This is a genomic window from Pseudofrankia inefficax (assembly GCF_000166135.1).
Lineage (GTDB): Bacteria > Actinomycetota > Actinomycetes > Frankiales > Frankiaceae > Pseudofrankia > Pseudofrankia inefficax.
Genome location: NC_014666.1, coordinates 5,723,111 through 5,737,930 on the forward strand (window position 1 = coordinate 5,723,111; position 14,820 = coordinate 5,737,930).

Below are 14,820 nucleotides of genomic sequence, written 5' to 3' on the forward strand. Positions count from 1 at the left end.
CCGGACGGGCGGGTCGCGTCGTGTTGGCCGGGAACGGGCCGCGTCGCGCCGAATACTCCCTGGTCAGCGGCCCCGCCCCCGGGCAGCCGCGATGCCCAGGAGGTCGCGGATGTCTCCGTTCGCCGCGCACGCCGGCCGGGCCGCCGACGGCGGCCACGCTCCGGCGGTCCCCCCAGCCGTGTTCCGCCGCGCCACCACCGCCGCCTGCGCCGCCGCGGCGCTGGTGGTGGGTGGGCTGGCCGGCTGCTCGCAACCGGCCCAGGACACGGGCTTCAACATCCAGGGCTCCCCGCCGGCCGCCGCGTCCGGACCGGCGACCACCCGGCCACCCGGTCAGCCGTCGGCGGGCGGCTCGCCCACGGCCCACAGCTCGCCGAGCGCCGACGACCTGGAGATCATGGGCACCCGGTGCACGGGCGCGAAGGTCACCGTGGAGCTGGGAACGCCGGTGGTGATGTCGCCCGCCGACCCCGAGAGCCTCCAGTTCGGCCTCGCCGTGACGTTCACCAACCACTTCTCGCTGACGTGTTCGATCTTCGGCTTCCCGGGCGTGGCGCTGGTGTCGGCCGCCGGCGACACCTACGACCTGCCCCGGCGCACGGACCAGACGGCCGACACCATGTACCTCCCGCCCGGTGGGACGGCCTCGGCCCTGCTGACCTACCTGCAGGTCCCCGCCGCCGCCACGACCGATCCGGCGCCGCTCGCCGACCTCGCGGACGACCCGGAGGCCACCGCCACACCGGCCACCATCACACCGGCCACCATCGCCACGCCGGCCGGCGACGCGTTCACCCCGCGGTACGTCCTGGTCACCCCGCCGGACGACCGCGAGGCGGTTCGGCTGGACTGGCCCGGCGGCCCGATCGTCGACCAGCGGGCCGACCCCGGGTCCGGCACCTCCATCGGCCCCGTCATCCGCTGACCGCCCGGCCCCGGTCTACAGGGTCTCGGCCAGGCCCTCGGTGAGCAGGCGCAGCGCCTGGTCGAGGATCGGCCCGAGGTCGGCGCCGGGGCGGGCGAGCCATTCCTCGTAGCCGGCGACCGCGACCCCGAGAAACGCCCAGGCGACCGCGCGCGGCTCCAGGGCGTCGGTCTGCCGGCCGGTCCGCGCGGCGACGAACTCGGCGACGACGGCGCGCCAGGCGGCGTAGCGCAGCGTCGAGTGCGCCTGGAGCGCCGGCGTGCGCAGGATCAGCGCCATCCGGCGCCGGTGCCAGTCGGCCTCGGCGACCGGGTAGGTGTTGAAGTCCAGGATCGCCCGGCGCAGCGCGGCCAGCACCGGAACCTCGGCCGGGGTCGCGGCCAGCGCGGCGCGCATGGTCTCCAGGTGGGCGTCGAACTCGCCCCAGGCGACGTCGTTCTTGGACGCGTAGTAGCGGAAGAAGGTGCGCCGGCCGATGCCGGCGACGGCCGCGATGTCGTCGACCGTCGTCGCGTCGAACCCGCGCTCCTCGAAGATCAGGAGCGCGTGCCGCTCCAGCTCGGCCGCCGTCGTCACCGGCCGCCGGCCGGCCCGGCCCGTCGAGGACCTGGGCTCCTGCGGGGGCGCGCCGTTGTGCACCACGTCACCGTACTCCCGAAGATCGTTCCTACGGAGCCTGGCGCTCGTGGCGGTATCCCTTTCCTCTGGCACCCGGTGCCAATATGCTTCGCCTCGCTCCTCCTTCTTTGGCACCGAGTGCCATAGAACGCCGGAGCACGGTCGCTCCGCCCGCCGGCGGGCGACCAACCCCATTGCGAGGCGGACGGACACACGGTATGGCCAACGTATGACCGCGATCGACGGTGAGTCCGCCGTGTCGGCGGGCTCCCCCGAGCCCGCTGGCCCGGCGCTCGCCACGCCGCTGCCGCTGCGCGGCCACATCGCGCCGTCACGGGTCCTGTTCGGTCCGCACGAGACGAACCTGGCCCGCCGCCGCGACATCTCCGACCGGCACGTCGCGTACTACGCGCGCCGGGCCGCCGGCGGCGCCGGGGTGATCGTCACCGAGACGGCGTCGGTCACCGCCGATGACTGGCCCTACGAGCGGGCGCCGCTGGCGGCCGACTGCGGGCCCGGCTGGGCAGCGCTGGCCGAGGCTGTGCGGCCGTATGGCACCGTCGTGCTGGCCGGGCTCGGCCACGCGGGCGGCCAGGGGTCGAGCGCGTACTCGCAGGCGGTGCTGTGGGCGCCGTCACCCGTCGCGGACGCGGCCAGCCGGGAGCTTCCCGCCGAGCTGGAGCAGGACGGGATCGACGCCATCGTGGCCGGCTTCGCCGCCGGCGCGTCGCTCGCGGTCGAGGCGGGCCTGGCCGGGGTGGAGATCGACGCCGGCCCGCTCGCGCTGCTGCGCCAGTTCCACTCCGGGCTGACCAACCACCGCGGCGACGGCTACGCCGACCGGCTGCGGCTCACCCGCGAGGTGCTGACGGCGGTCCGGGCCGCGATCGGCCAGGAGAAGGTGCTGGCGCTGCGGCTGAGCTGCGACGAGCTGGCGCCCTGGGCCGGGGTGACGCCCGAACACGCGGCCGAGCAGGTCGACGCGCTGGCCGGCCTCGGCCTGCTCGACCTGCTGGTCGTGGTCCGCGGCGGGCCCTACTCGACGGCCGCCTACCGGCCGACGGCGCACACCGCGCCGACGTTCAACCGCGACCTGTGCGCGGCGATCCGGGCCGCGGCGGCCGGCCGGGTCGCGGTCGCGCTGCAGGGCAGCGTCGTCGACGCCGACGACGCCGAGGCGGCACTGGCGGACGGCGTCGCCGACCTGGTGGAGATGACCCGGGCGCAGATCGCCGACCCGGAGCTGGTCACGAAGGTCCGGGCCGGCGCGGCCGAGCGGGTCCGGCCCTGCCTGCTGTGCAACCAGGCCTGCCGGGTCCGCGACAACCGCAACCCGATCGTGTCCTGCGTCGGCGAGCCGCGCAGCGGCCACGAGACCGAGGACGCGCCGGTCGACGGCACCGACCCTCGGCCGCGCGCGGTGCTGGTCGTCGGTGGCGGCCCCGCAGGGCTGGAGGCGGCCCGGGTGCTCGCCAGCCGAGGCCACACCGTCACGCTGGCCGAGGCGGGCGAGCAACTGGGTGGGACGCTGCGTACCTCGGCTGTCGGGCCGGGCCGGGAGCGGCTGGCGCGCCTCGTCGACTGGCTGGAGGCCGAGTGCGCGCGCCTGGGGGTGACTGTCGAGCTGGGCCGGACGGTGACCGCGGCCGAGCTGGACACCGCCGAGGCCGCCGGCCAGGCCGTCATCCTCGCCACCGGCTCGGTGGCCGCGGACCGGGACTACCCGGCGACGGCGGATGCCTTCGCGCCCCAGGTCGTCGACGCGCTGAGCCTGCTCGCCGCCGGTCCCGACCTGCTGGTCGCCGGGCCGGTCGTCGTGCACGACCCGGTCGGCGGGCCGGTGGCGGTCGGGATCGCCGAGTGGCTGGCCGCGGCCGGCCGGGAGGTCGCCCTCGTGGCGCCCGACCAGGTCGCCGGCACGTTGCTGTCGCTGACCGGCGACCTCGCCCCGGCGAACACCCGGCTCGCGCAGGCCGGCGTGCGCCGCGAGCTGCGCGCGCTCGTCCGCGAGATCGGCGACGGCCACGTCGTGCTGGAGGACGTCTGGACCGGCGCCCGCCGCGAGATCCCGTGCGCGGCCCTCGTCGACTGCGGCCACCGGCTGCCCGACGAGGCGCTCTACCTGGCCCGCCCCGGCACCCCGCGGGCCGGCGACTGCGTCGCCCCGCGCACCGCGCTGGAGGCGGTGCTGGAGGGCCGGCGCCGAGCGCTCGAACTCGCGCGCCGCGCCCCGGCCCGCGTGAGCCCGCTGGCCGGCGCCGGCACGGGAGGGGCCCGATGAGCGCGACCTCGCGGTACCAGTACCTGTTCAGCCCGCTGCGGATCGGGCCCCTGACGGTCCGCAACCGGGTGGTCTTCTCGGCCCACCTGACGAACTACGCCGCCGACGGGCTGCCGACCGAGCAGCACGCCGCCTACTACGCGGCCCGCGCGGCCGGTGGCGCCGGGCTGATCATCACCGAGGAGCACTCGACCCACCCGACCGACTGGCCGTACGAGAAGCTCATCCACGGCTTCAACCCGGCCGTCATCCCCGGCTACCGGCGGATCACCGACGCGGTCCACGCCCACGGCACGCCGATCCTCGCCCAGATCAACCACAACGGCGGCCAGGCGTCGTCGATGTTCTCCCGCCAGCCCGTGTGGGCGCCGAGCCCGGTGCCCGACCCGCTGTTCCGCGAGGTCCCCAAGGCGCTGGAGCCGCACGAGATCCGCGAGGTCGTCGCGGGCTACGGGCAGGTCGCCGAGCACTGCGCGGCCGGCGGGTTCGACGGGATCGAGCTGCAGTGCTCGCACTCGTCGATCGTGCGCGGGTTCCTCTCCCCCGCGACCAACCGGCGGACCGACGAGTACGGCGGCTCGCTGGCCAACCGGGCCAGGCTGCTGCTGGAGATCGTCGACGCGGTGCGCGCCGCGATCGGGCCCGAGCTGGCCCTCGGGGTCCGGATCTGCGGCGACGAGCTGATCGAGGGCGGTACCACCATCGAGGACGCGGTGGCGATCGCGACGATGGTCGAGGCGTCCGGCAAGGTCGACTACATCAACACCTCGATCGGCGTCGCCACCGCGACGCTGTACATGATCGAGGCGAGCATGCAGGTGCCGCCGGGCTACGCGATGTTCATCCCGAGCGCGATCCGGGCCGCGGTGAACCTGCCGGTGGTCGGCGTCGGCCGGTTCAAGGACCCGCTGCAGGCCGACCGGGCGCTCGCCGCCGGCCAGGCCGACCTGATCGGCATCGTGCGCGGCCAGATCGCCGACGCCGACTTCGTCGCGAAGGCCCGCGCCGGGCACGCCACCGAGATCCGCACCTGCCTGTCGTGCAACCAGGAGTGCGTCGGGCGGATGGGCCTGAACCGCTGGCTCGGCTGCATCGAGAACCCGCGCACCGGCCGGGAGGCCGTCCCGCTGCCGGCGCCGCGCCGGCGCGGGCAGCGGGTGTTCGTCGTCGGCGGCGGCCCCGGCGGCCTGCAGGCCGCGGTCAGCGCGGCCCAGCGGGGCCATCACGTCACCCTGTTCGAGCGCTCCGACCGGCTCGGCGGCCAGGTCCAGCTCGCCGCCAGCGTGCCGAGCCGGGCCGAGTTCCTCGACATCGTCCGCAACCTGATCGCCCACGCGCAGCGGGTCGGCGTCGACGTCAAGCTGTCGACCGATGTCGACGCGGACCTGCTGCTCGCCGAGAAGCCGGACGCGGTGATCCTCGCGACCGGGGCGGCGCCGAACCCGCCCTGGTGGGCCGGCGCGGCCGGGTCGGGCCCGGACCACCGGGTCGTCGACGTCCGCGACGTCCTGGAAGGCCGGGCGGCGCCGAGCGGGAAGGTCGTCGTCATCGACGAGCTGGGCTTCCACCAGGCCACCTCGGTCGCCGAGCTGCTCGCCGACCGGGGCTGCCAGGTCGAGGTCATCACCAACGGCATGGTCGTCGGCCAGGACCTGGGCGTCACCCTCGACATGGAGCAGTGGAACGTCAAGGCGGCCGCCCGCGGCGTCACCCAGGCCACCGACCTGGTGCCGATGGGCGCGGCGCCGGCCGAGAACGGCGCGGGCGTCGTGCTGAACCTGCAGCACCACCCGACCGGCACCGACCAGACGCGGGAGGTGGACTGGGTGGTCTGCGCGGTGCACCAGCGCGCCGAGGACGGCCTGTACAGGGCGCTGCGCGCGGCCGGGGCCCTGCCCTTCACCCTCCAGCGGGTCGGCGACTGCCTCTCGCCCCGGCGTGCCCACGCCGCCGTCGTCGAGGGCCAGCGCGCGGCGGTCGCACTGTGAGCGTAGGAGTGAGCGAGTGGAGTGGTCGTCCGAGGTACGAGGACGGCCGCGGAGCGAGTGAGGCGACGGAGCGAACTCGGGGCACTGTGAACCACATGATCATGATCGCCGTTTCCGCCCTCCCGTGGTTTTCTACGGGGCCGGATGACAACCACCAGAGGGCGCAAATGGCGATCAAGCCGTCCTCGGCGGCCGTTTGGCCACCGGATCAGCGCAGGCAGGTGCGATGACCGAGACGATCTCCGCGGCCACCCGGGAGCCGACCGTCCCGCCGACGACGGAACTCGACCCGGCCGCGACGGCGATCACCGGAATCACCGCGCTGGTGGTGGCACGCGGCGGGGCGGTGCCGCCGGGTGGGGCCGAGGCCGCGGCGGAGGCCGGCGGCCGGGTGCTCGTCGTCGGCTCCGGGGCCGCCGAGGCAGCCGAGGCGCTGCACCGGGCGACCGGCGGTGGGCCCGCGACCGAGGTCTGGTGGGCCGACACCGGCCCGGGACTGCGGGCTGGCACTCTGGCGGCCTCGCTCGCCCGGGCGCTCGCGGGTGCCGATCTCGTCGTGCTGCCCGCCTCCGCGGACGGGCGCGACCTCGCGCCGCGGCTGGCCGCAGCCCTCGACGTCCCCCTGCTGGCCGGCGCCGTCGCGGTGCGATCCGGCGCCGACGGCGAGCTGCGGGCCGACCTGTCCCGGATCGACGGGCGGTTGCTGGTCACGGCGACCTGCGTGGCCCCGGCGGTCGCCACGCTGCTCCCCGGCGCGCGGTCCCTGTACGACGGGCCCGTCGCGCCGCCAGCCGGCGCCGCGATCCCGGCCCAGCCGAGTGGCGGGCCCGTCGCCGTCACCCTGGCGGCCCCGCCCGCCGGCCTGGTCGACGTCGAGGTGCTGGAGGTGCTGGAGCCCGACCCGGCGACGATGGACCTCGGCGAGGCGCGCCGGGTGCTCGGCGGCGGCGCCGGGCTGGTCGCCCGGACCGGCGCGCTCGCGGCGGTCGCGCCGGCGGCGGCGTTCGAGCTGCTCGCGGGCGTCGCGGCGGCGCTCGGGGCGTCGGCCGGAGCGACCCGGGTGGTCACCGACGCCGGCTGGATGAGCTACGACCGGCAGATCGGCACCACCGGCGTCACCCTCGACCCGGAGCTGTACCTCGCGTTCGGGGTCTCCGGCGCGAGCCAGCACACCGGCGGCCTGGGCGCGCCCGGCCATGTCGTGTCGATCAACACCGACCCGAGCTGCCCGATGACGTCGATGGCCGACCTCGGCCTCGTCAGCGACGCGGGCGGCCTGCTGGTCGAGCTGGCCCGCCGGCTCGGCGTCCCCCTCCCAGCCGGCCTCGACCCTCCAGCCGGCGCAGACCTCCCAGCCGACGGAGACGCCGCCGTGCCCGAACCGCGTGGGGAGGCCACGAGTGTCTGACGAGCGAGTGTCTGACGACAGGGCGCCCGACGTCGATGTGATCGTCGTCGGCGCCGGGCCGGCCGGCGCGGCGGCGGCACTGACGGCGGCCCGCGCGGGCGCGTCGGTGGTGCTGCTGGAGCGCGGCCCGTTCCCCGGCTCGAAGAACGTCTACGGCGGGGTCATCTACGGCCGGATCCTCGACGAGGTGCTGCCGAACTGGTGGGAGGAGGTGCCGGTCGAGCGCTGGGTGGTCCGCCGCTCGACGATGATCCTCACCGAGACCCAGGCGCTCACCGTCGACTTCCGCACCCAGGCCTGGGCCGGGCCGCCCTACAACGGCATGACCGCCTACCGGGCCGACTTCGACAGCTGGCTGGCCGGCAAGGCGACCGCCGCCGGGGCCCGGCTGGTCACCTCGACGGTCGCGACCGGGCTGCTGCGTGACGCCACCGGCCGGGTCGTCGGCGTGCGCACCGACCGCGCCGACGGCGAGCTGCGGGCCAAGGTCGTCATCGCGGCGGACGGTGTGAACTCCTTCCTGGCCAAGGAGCTCGGCCTGCTGCCGAAGGCCGAGCCGACGCATCTCACGCTGGGCGTCAAGGAGGTCCTGTCGCTGGGGCGCGAGGTGATCGACGAGCGGTTCGGCCTGCGCGGCTCCGAGGGCCTCGACATCGAGATGCTCGGCAACACCCGGGGCATCCCGGGCGGCGGCTTCCTCTACACGAACAGCGACACGGTCGCCATCGGCGCGGTGCTCGCCCTGCCGGGGCTCGCCGCCGCGAAGGTGCGGCCCGAGGAGATCATCGCCGACCTGAAGGGGCACCCGGCGATCGCGCCCTACCTGCGCGGCGCGACGGTGAAGGAGTACGCGGCGCACCTGATCCCCGAGGGCGGCTACGACCACATGCCGGCGCTCGCCGCCGACGGGCTGCTCATCGCCGGCGACGCGGCCGGGATGACGCTGGCCGCCGGGATCTGGCTGGAGGGCGTGAACTTCGCCCTCGGCTCCGGGCTGGTCGCGGGCCGGGTCGCCGCCGAGGCGGCCGCGGCGGGCGACGCGTCGAAGAAGCGGCTCGGCGCCTACCGCGCCGCGCTGGAGAAGCAGTTCGTCCTGGCCGACCACAAGCGGCTGCGCGGGGCGCCGGAGATCATCCTCTCGGAACGGATCCAGCGCCGCTACCCGGGCCTGATGGCCGACCTGGTCGAGAGCCTGTTCACGGTCACGAACCCGCAGCCGAAGCCCGGCGCGCTCGCCCTGCTGCGGCGCGCGGCCAAGCGCAACGGCGTCAGCCTGCGCGAGCTCGCCAGCGACGGCGTGAAGATCGGAAAGGTGTTCCGGTGAGCCGCTTCGGCTTCCGCAAGGCCTCGGCGGCCGGCCTGGCGGCCCCGGACACGACACCCGCGGTCCCGGCACCGGCACCCCTGGCCCCGACGGCCGCGATGCCACCCGCGCCGGCGGCGTCGACCTCGACGGCGGCGGGCGAGCGGTACGGCGAGCTGGCGTTCGACGACCGGATGGCGACGGTCGACTTCCGGGTCGGCGAGCGGGCGCACATCGTCGTCGACTCCGACGTCTGCCGGTCGTGCACCACCCGGGCCTGCGTCACGGCCTGCCCGGCGGACCTGTTCGCGCCGACCTCCGACGGCGGCATCCTGTTCAACTACGAGCAGTGCTTCGAGTGCGGCACCTGCTACCAGGTCTGCAACGGCGAGGGCGCGATCACCTGGACCTATCCCGACGGCGGCCACGGCGTCGTCTTCCGCCAGGGCTGAGGGCATGAGCGTGCACACGAACGGACCGTCCCCCGTCACCCCGGCCTCCAGCAGCCCGGCCCCGCGGGCCGCGCAGCCGGCCCCCGACGACACGCCGCTCGTCGCGGTCTGCCTGCGGGTGGCCGACCTGCGGCCGCGGGTCGACCCGCTGACCGGCGCGCTGACCCAGTCCGCGCACGGGGTGGGGCTCTCGGCGGCCGACGAGGCGGCGCTCGAACGGGCGCTGACCATCGCCGAGGCCTGGTCGGGCCGGGTGCTCGCGCTCGCCGCCGGGCCGCCGATCGTCGACGGGCCGCTGCGCGCCGCCTCGGCGCTCGGCGCGCAGCCGCTACGGGTCGCCTGGCCGCCCGCCGATCCCGCGGCCCACGGCGGCCCGGGGCACGGCCACGACATTCCCGACCAGCGCGACCCCGAGCCGTTCGGCCCGGCGTCCCAGTACCTCGCGGACGTCGCCGGCGACACCCGCGCGCTGGCGGTGGCCCTGGTGGACGCGATCCGCACGGTCGGCGAGCCGGCCCTGGTGCTGTGCGGCGACCACTCCCCCGACCGCGGCACCGGCGCGCTGCCCGCACAGCTCGCCGACGCTCTCGGTGCCGCGCAGGCGCTCGGCCTCGTCGACCTGCGCGTCGAGCCCCAGCAGGTCGGCGAACCCCGGCAGGCCGGTGAGCGCAGGCTGCTTGGTGAGCGCAGGCTCGACGGGGGACGCCGGGAGCGGCTGCGGATCCCGACGCCGGCGGTGTGCTCGGCCGAGGCGGCCGGAGTCCGGCTGCGCCGCGCGTCGCTGCCGGCGCTGCTCGCCACCGGCGACGCCCCGATCCCGGCCGTCGAACCCGCCGGCGACGCGGACCTGGCCGGCGCGGTCCGGGTCGAGTCGGTCCGCGCCTACCGCCCGCGCACCCGGGTGGTCCCGCCGCCGGCCGGCGCGACGCCCCGGGACCGGCTGCTGGCGCTGACCGGCGCGCTCGTCGCCCATGAGCCTCCCATGATCGTCGGCCCGGCCAGCGCGGCCGAGGCCGCCGACGCCCTGCTGGCCTACCTCACCCGCGCCGGCTACCTGACCTCCTGACCGACCGGCCCCTGACCGACCGGCCCCTGACCGACCGGCCCCTGACCGACCGGCCTCTGACCGACCGGCACTGCCGTGGCCTGGGGTTTTGTCCCAGGCCCGACGGGGATGGCCCGGAGTTGTCGGCTCCGGGCCTGGAGACGCGGGGCCAGGTTCTCGACCTGAGAGGCGGCCCCAGCATGAAGCAGGACGAGCTTGTGTCCGCGATCCGCGCGACCGGCGGCTTCACGTCGGCAGGGCAGGCCGAGACGGCGGCCCGAGCCACCCTCACGGTCCTCGGGGAACGGCTCTCTGGCGGCGAGACCCGGGACCTCGCCGCCCAGCTGCCCGCCGCCTTCGCCGAGGCGCTCCCGCCGGTCGGCGCCGGGGAGCGGTTCGACGTGAACGAGTTCTACCGGCGGGTCGCCTCGATCGAGGGTGACTCGTGCACGGCGCCCAGGGCGCGCCGTCACGCCCGCGCGGTCGTGGCCGCTCTGAAGGCCGGCGTCTCCCCGGCGGAGTTCGAGGACGTCGCGGCCCAGCTACCGGCCGACTACGCCGACCTGCTCAGCCGCGAGCCCGTGATCCACTACTGAGCGCGGCCGAACGGTCGTCGTCGGGCCGCCGTAACGGTCCCGTCGTCACGGGTTAAATTTCCGCCTATAGCATTTCTTCGGGGCCGCCAGCCACGCACCGGACGAACAGGCCGGGGGCAAAACGGTCGTTCTCCTTTGAAAATCGGTTTCGATGTCGTGGCACGGTGACCCCAGTCACAGTGTCATCGACGCGGTCGGCTACGCTCCCCGCCTGCGGGGCGACGGATCGTAGAAGACTGGTCGCCGACCGTGCGGGACCGATGGCGGAGGCTTCGGATGCCGTCGATGCTTGTGCTCCGGTTGGCGGGCGCCATTCCGGACGTCGCCCCACGCTGGCTGCTCGGCGCGGCCAGCGCGATCTGCGAGCCGGGCGTCGGCGACGCGCCCACCCAGGCCCGGCCCTTCAGCGTGGGCGCCGTCGTGCCCGTCGTCGAGGATGCCCGGGTGCCCGTGGCGTCCTGGCGGCTGGGCTGGCTGGAGGACGACGCCCCGCCGCCGGGCTGGCCGCCGGCCGAGGTCCGGTTCGGCTCCCAGGCCCGGACCGTGCTCGCCGCCGAGCTGCACCGCCGGTCCTACGCCGCGCTCGCGCAGGGCACCCCGGCCCGTCACGTCCGGCTGACGATGACCACCCCGACCTTCTTCGCCCTGGACGGCCGCGACCTGCCGCTGCCCGACCCGGCACTGATGATCCGCGGCCTGCTGGCCCGGTGGAACGGCTACGCGCCCGGCCCGCTGCGGATCGGCGCCGACGACGCCCGGGCGCTCGTCGACGCGGTCTACCTCGACGGGATGTGGGGCGCGAGCGCCGACGTCGAGCTGGGCCACGGGCTGCGCCAGACCGGTTTCGTCGGCCAGGCCGACCTGCGGCTGCTGGCGGCCACCTCGGACTACATCGCCACGATGTTCACCGCGCTCACCCGGTTCGCGACCTACGCGGGGGTCGGCGCCCGGACCGCCTACGGGTTCGGCGCCGTCGACGTCGACATCGTCGACGTGCCCGTACCGCGGCGCCCGGCGGCCGCGGCCGCCTCCGGCGGTCCGCGACGCGCGGGAACTCTCACCTCGACGCGCCCGCCCCGGCTGGCCACCTCTCCGCTGACCTGACCCGTCCAGGCGTCACCGCGCGTTGCTGGCGGCCCGGTCGAACAGGTGCAGGCGGTGGGCGACCGCGGCCGCCTCGCCGCGGGTCGCGACGCCGAGCTTGCCGAGGATGTTGGAGACGTGCGTGCTCGCCGTCTTGCGGCTGATGAACAGTGCCGAGGCGATCTGCGGGTTCGAGCCGCCCGCGGCGACGAGCCGCAGCACCTCCAGCTCCCGGGCGGTCAGGCCGAGCGGCGGCCCGTCCTCGGCGCACGGCTCGGCGTCGCCGCCGGCCGGCCCGTCGACCGGCTCGCCCGGACCCGACAGCACGACCCGGGCGGCGACGGCGAGCTCGCCGAGTTCCCGGCGCAACAGGTGGGCGCCCAGCTCGTCGGCGATCGCCGCGGCGCCGCGCAGCTCGGCCGCGGCGGCGGCCCGGTCACCGACGGCCAGCAGCGACTCGGCCAGGCCACGCAGCGCGCAGGCGCGCTGATAGGTGACGCCGAGCGCGCCCCAGGCCTTCGCCGCGCTCGCCCAGGCGCCCGGATCCGCGCCGCCCTGCGCCCTGGCCAGCTCGCCGGCGACCATCGCCCGGAAGGCCTCACCGCTGGGGTACCGCTCGAACGGCAGCTCGGCGGCCACCGCCGCGAGCCGCCCGGCGCCGTCGAGGGCCCGGCGCAGGCCCTCGGTGTCCCGCCGGACCCGGGCCACGACCGCGGCCTCGGCGGCCGCCGCCATCCCGGCGGCCAGCAGCGGCGCCACGTAACGGACCACGTCCGGCAGGTCGAAGTGCGCCAGCGTCTCGAGCACCCGGTCGGCCACCGCGCCCGGATCGCCGCGGCGCAGCTCCAGCTCCGCCCACAGCCGGGCCGACGGCAACACGTACTGGCTGTCGACGAACCTCTTCGCCCGCAGGCTGTCGGCCGCGGCCAGCGCCGTCGCGGCCTCGTCGAGCCGGTCCCGGACCAGCGCGACCTCGCCGCGCAGCTCGCTGAGGAACATCGCGTTGATGCCGACCGGCACCAGCTCCGCGAGCTGGGCCAGCATCCGCTCGGCCTCGGTCCAGCGGCCGGAGCCGATCATGGCCTCCACCACGTTGCCAGCGATGATCATGCTGGCCCGTTCCTGACCGAGCCGCCGGGCCAGCCGCAGGCCCTCCTGACCGACGAGGATCGCCTCGTCGAACCGCCAGGCGCCCAGCCAGGTGTCGGACTCGTGGGTGTAGCTCGCGAGGATCAGGTCGTCGGCGCCCAGCTCGACGGCGATCTCCCGGCCGCGCCGTACGTCGATCGGTTCGCCCCAGACCGGGGCCAGGCAGTCGGAACTCAGCAGCGCGGACGCCTCGGCCCGGCGGGCCCCGGTCGCCCGGGCGACCGCGAGCGCCTCGTCCATCGCGGCCTGGCCGGCGGCCCGCCGCGGCACCGACGAGAACGCCTTGCCCAGGGCGACGAGCACCGCGGCGCGTGCCGGCGTCGGCGGGTCCGCCGGCACCAGCCGGACGGCCTCCTGCGCCTCGGACACTCCGTCGGAGCGGCCGAGCTTGCGCTGCAGCCTGCTCTGCTCGGTCAGCACCAGCGCGAGCCGCACCGGGTCACCGAGCCGGCTCGCCTCCACCCGCGCCCTGGCCAGCAGCTCGTCCTCGCGGCGCAGCTCGCCGGCCGTCCTGGCGGCCAGGATCGCGGCCTCCAGAATGGCCAGGCGGTCCTTGCCGGTCAGGGCACCCGGGTCCGCCACCTCGTCCCAGCTCGCGAGCGCCCGCTCGTAGTGGCGCAGCGCCTCCGCGTAGGCGTAGGAGCATTCGGCCGCCTCGGCGGCGTGCAGCAGCGCGGGCAGGGCCCGGACGTGGTCGTGGGCCGAATACCAGTGGAAGGCGACCGTCGCCGCCGCCTGCGCCGGGCCGCCGACCAGGCACGGGTCCGCCTCGACCGCCTGCGCGTAGCGGCGGTGCAGGTGCTTTCCCTCGCCCGGCAGCCCGTCGTCGTGCAGGGCGTCGCGGGTCAGCGCGTGCCGGAACGCGTAGCCGCCGGCGTCCTGGTCGACCAGCAGCACCCCGGCCGCGACGGCGGCCCGCAGCGCCTCCCACACCTGCTCGTCCGACAGGCCGGCGACGGCGGCGAGCAGCCGGTGCGCGACCCGCTGGCCGCCGGCCGCCGCGACCCGCAGCAGGTCGCGGGTCGCGGCCGGCAGCGCGTCGACCCGGGCGAGCAGCGCCTCCCGCAGGGTCGGGGTGATCACGACCCCCAGGCTGCCGTCCTGGGAGGCGGCCACGACCTCCTCGACGAAGAAGGCGTTGCCGTCCGAGCAGGCCAGGACCTCGTCGACCAGGCCGTCCGGCACGGTGGCGCCCAGGATCGCGCCGACCAGCTCCGCGACCTCGCCGCGGCCGAACCGGTGCAGCTCGACCCGTTCGACCCAGCGCGTCCGCTCCCGCCCCGAGGGGGCGGCCCAGCGCAGCCGCTCGGCCTCGGCCAGGAAGTTCCGCAGCGGGTGCCCGGGCCCGACCCCGTCGGCCCGGTAGGTGAGCACCAGCGTCACCCGGGAGCCGCGCACGTTGCGCAGCAGGAACGCGGCGAGCGCCCGGGTCGACTGGTCGGCCCAGTGCAGATCCTCGATCACGAACAGCACCGGCCGGGTCGCGGCGAGCGCCTCCAGCAGACCGAGCACCAGGTCGAACAGGCGCCCGGAGCTGTGCGCGTCCTCGCCGGCCGCGGGCGGCGCGCCGCGGCCGAGCTCCGGCAGCAGCCGGGCCAGCTCGCCGCGCCGGTCGCCGACGAGCCCGACCAGGCCGTCGGGCCCGAGCTGGCGGGCCAGGCCACGCAGCGCCTCGACCACCGGCGCCAGCGGCAGCCCATCGCCCTCCAGCTCGACGCAGCCGCCGGTCAGCACCGTGTGGCCGGCGCCGTCCGCCCGGGCGATCAGCTCCTCGACCAGCCGGGTCTTGCCGACGCCCGCCTCGCCGCCGACGATGACGGCGGCCCCCTCGCCAGCCTCGGCCCGGCGCAGCGCGTCGTCGAGCCGGCCGAGCTCGGCGGCGCGGCCCACGAACACGGGGCTCGCCAGTGGGGTCATGCCCTCCAGTCTGGCCGTCAGGTGTGACAACTCCACTCGTTTTTCCGATCGGCGA

General features: G+C 76.2%; 11 protein-coding genes. 9 read left to right on the forward strand and 2 right to left on the reverse strand.

Annotated elements, in window-relative coordinates:
• Nucleotides 1–109 precede the first annotated feature (109 nt).
• Nucleotides 110–925 (forward strand): DUF4232 domain-containing protein, encoded by an 816-nt coding sequence (locus FRAEUI1C_RS23165; RefSeq protein ID WP_013425782.1) that lies wholly within the window; start codon nucleotides 110–112, stop codon nucleotides 923–925.
• A gap of 15 nt (nucleotides 926–940) precedes the next feature.
• Here FRAEUI1C_RS23165 and mftR read toward each other — a convergent pair whose 3' ends face one another.
• Nucleotides 941–1,564: a mycofactocin system transcriptional regulator MftR gene (mftR, locus tag FRAEUI1C_RS23170; protein ID WP_041261284.1), complete on the reverse strand. Its 624-nt coding sequence runs from the start codon at nucleotides 1,562–1,564 to the stop codon at nucleotides 941–943.
• A gap of 208 nt (nucleotides 1,565–1,772) precedes the next feature.
• Here mftR and FRAEUI1C_RS23175 point away from each other — a divergent pair, with 208 nt between their 5' ends.
• From FRAEUI1C_RS23175 to cas6, 8 genes are all read left to right on the forward strand, one after another.
• A complete protein-coding gene (locus FRAEUI1C_RS23175; protein WP_013425784.1) occupies nucleotides 1,773–3,824 on the forward strand; it encodes a mycofactocin system FadH/OYE family oxidoreductase 1 in 2,052 nt (683 codons plus the stop codon).
• Nucleotides 3,821–5,812, forward strand: a complete 1,992-nt coding sequence (locus FRAEUI1C_RS23180) for a mycofactocin system FadH/OYE family oxidoreductase 2 (protein WP_013425785.1) — start codon at nucleotides 3,821–3,823, stop codon at nucleotides 5,810–5,812. Before FRAEUI1C_RS23175 ends, FRAEUI1C_RS23180 begins: the two co-directional genes overlap by 4 nt.
• Before the next feature lie 226 nt (nucleotides 5,813–6,038).
• Entirely contained in the window at nucleotides 6,039–7,220 is a 1,182-nt protein-coding gene (locus tag FRAEUI1C_RS36600) for a mycofactocin-associated electron transfer flavoprotein alpha subunit (protein WP_013425786.1), read from the forward strand.
• Between the two features lie 7 nt (nucleotides 7,221–7,227).
• Entirely contained in the window at nucleotides 7,228–8,544 is a 1,317-nt protein-coding gene (locus tag FRAEUI1C_RS23190) for an FAD-dependent oxidoreductase (RefSeq protein WP_232425096.1), read from the forward strand.
• Nucleotides 8,541–8,975: a ferredoxin family protein gene (locus FRAEUI1C_RS23195; protein WP_013425788.1), complete on the forward strand. Its 435-nt coding sequence runs from the start codon at nucleotides 8,541–8,543 to the stop codon at nucleotides 8,973–8,975. Before FRAEUI1C_RS23190 ends, FRAEUI1C_RS23195 begins: the two co-directional genes overlap by 4 nt.
• 4 nt (nucleotides 8,976–8,979) lie before the next feature.
• A complete protein-coding gene (locus FRAEUI1C_RS23200) occupies nucleotides 8,980–10,041 on the forward strand; it encodes a mycofactocin-associated electron transfer flavoprotein beta subunit (protein WP_013425789.1) in 1,062 nt (353 codons plus the stop codon).
• A gap of 179 nt (nucleotides 10,042–10,220) precedes the next feature.
• Entirely contained in the window at nucleotides 10,221–10,616 is a 396-nt protein-coding gene (locus FRAEUI1C_RS23205; RefSeq protein WP_013425790.1) for a DUF2267 domain-containing protein, read from the forward strand.
• A gap of 276 nt (nucleotides 10,617–10,892) precedes the next feature.
• Nucleotides 10,893–11,720, forward strand: a complete 828-nt coding sequence (gene cas6 / locus FRAEUI1C_RS23210) for a CRISPR system precrRNA processing endoribonuclease RAMP protein Cas6 (protein WP_013425791.1) — start codon at nucleotides 10,893–10,895, stop codon at nucleotides 11,718–11,720.
• A gap of 12 nt (nucleotides 11,721–11,732) precedes the next feature.
• On the opposite strand, the gene FRAEUI1C_RS41700 is transcribed toward cas6, so the two are convergent.
• Entirely contained in the window at nucleotides 11,733–14,765 is a 3,033-nt protein-coding gene (locus FRAEUI1C_RS41700; RefSeq protein ID WP_041259616.1) for a helix-turn-helix transcriptional regulator, read from the reverse strand.
• Between the last annotated feature and the right edge of the window lie 55 nt (nucleotides 14,766–14,820).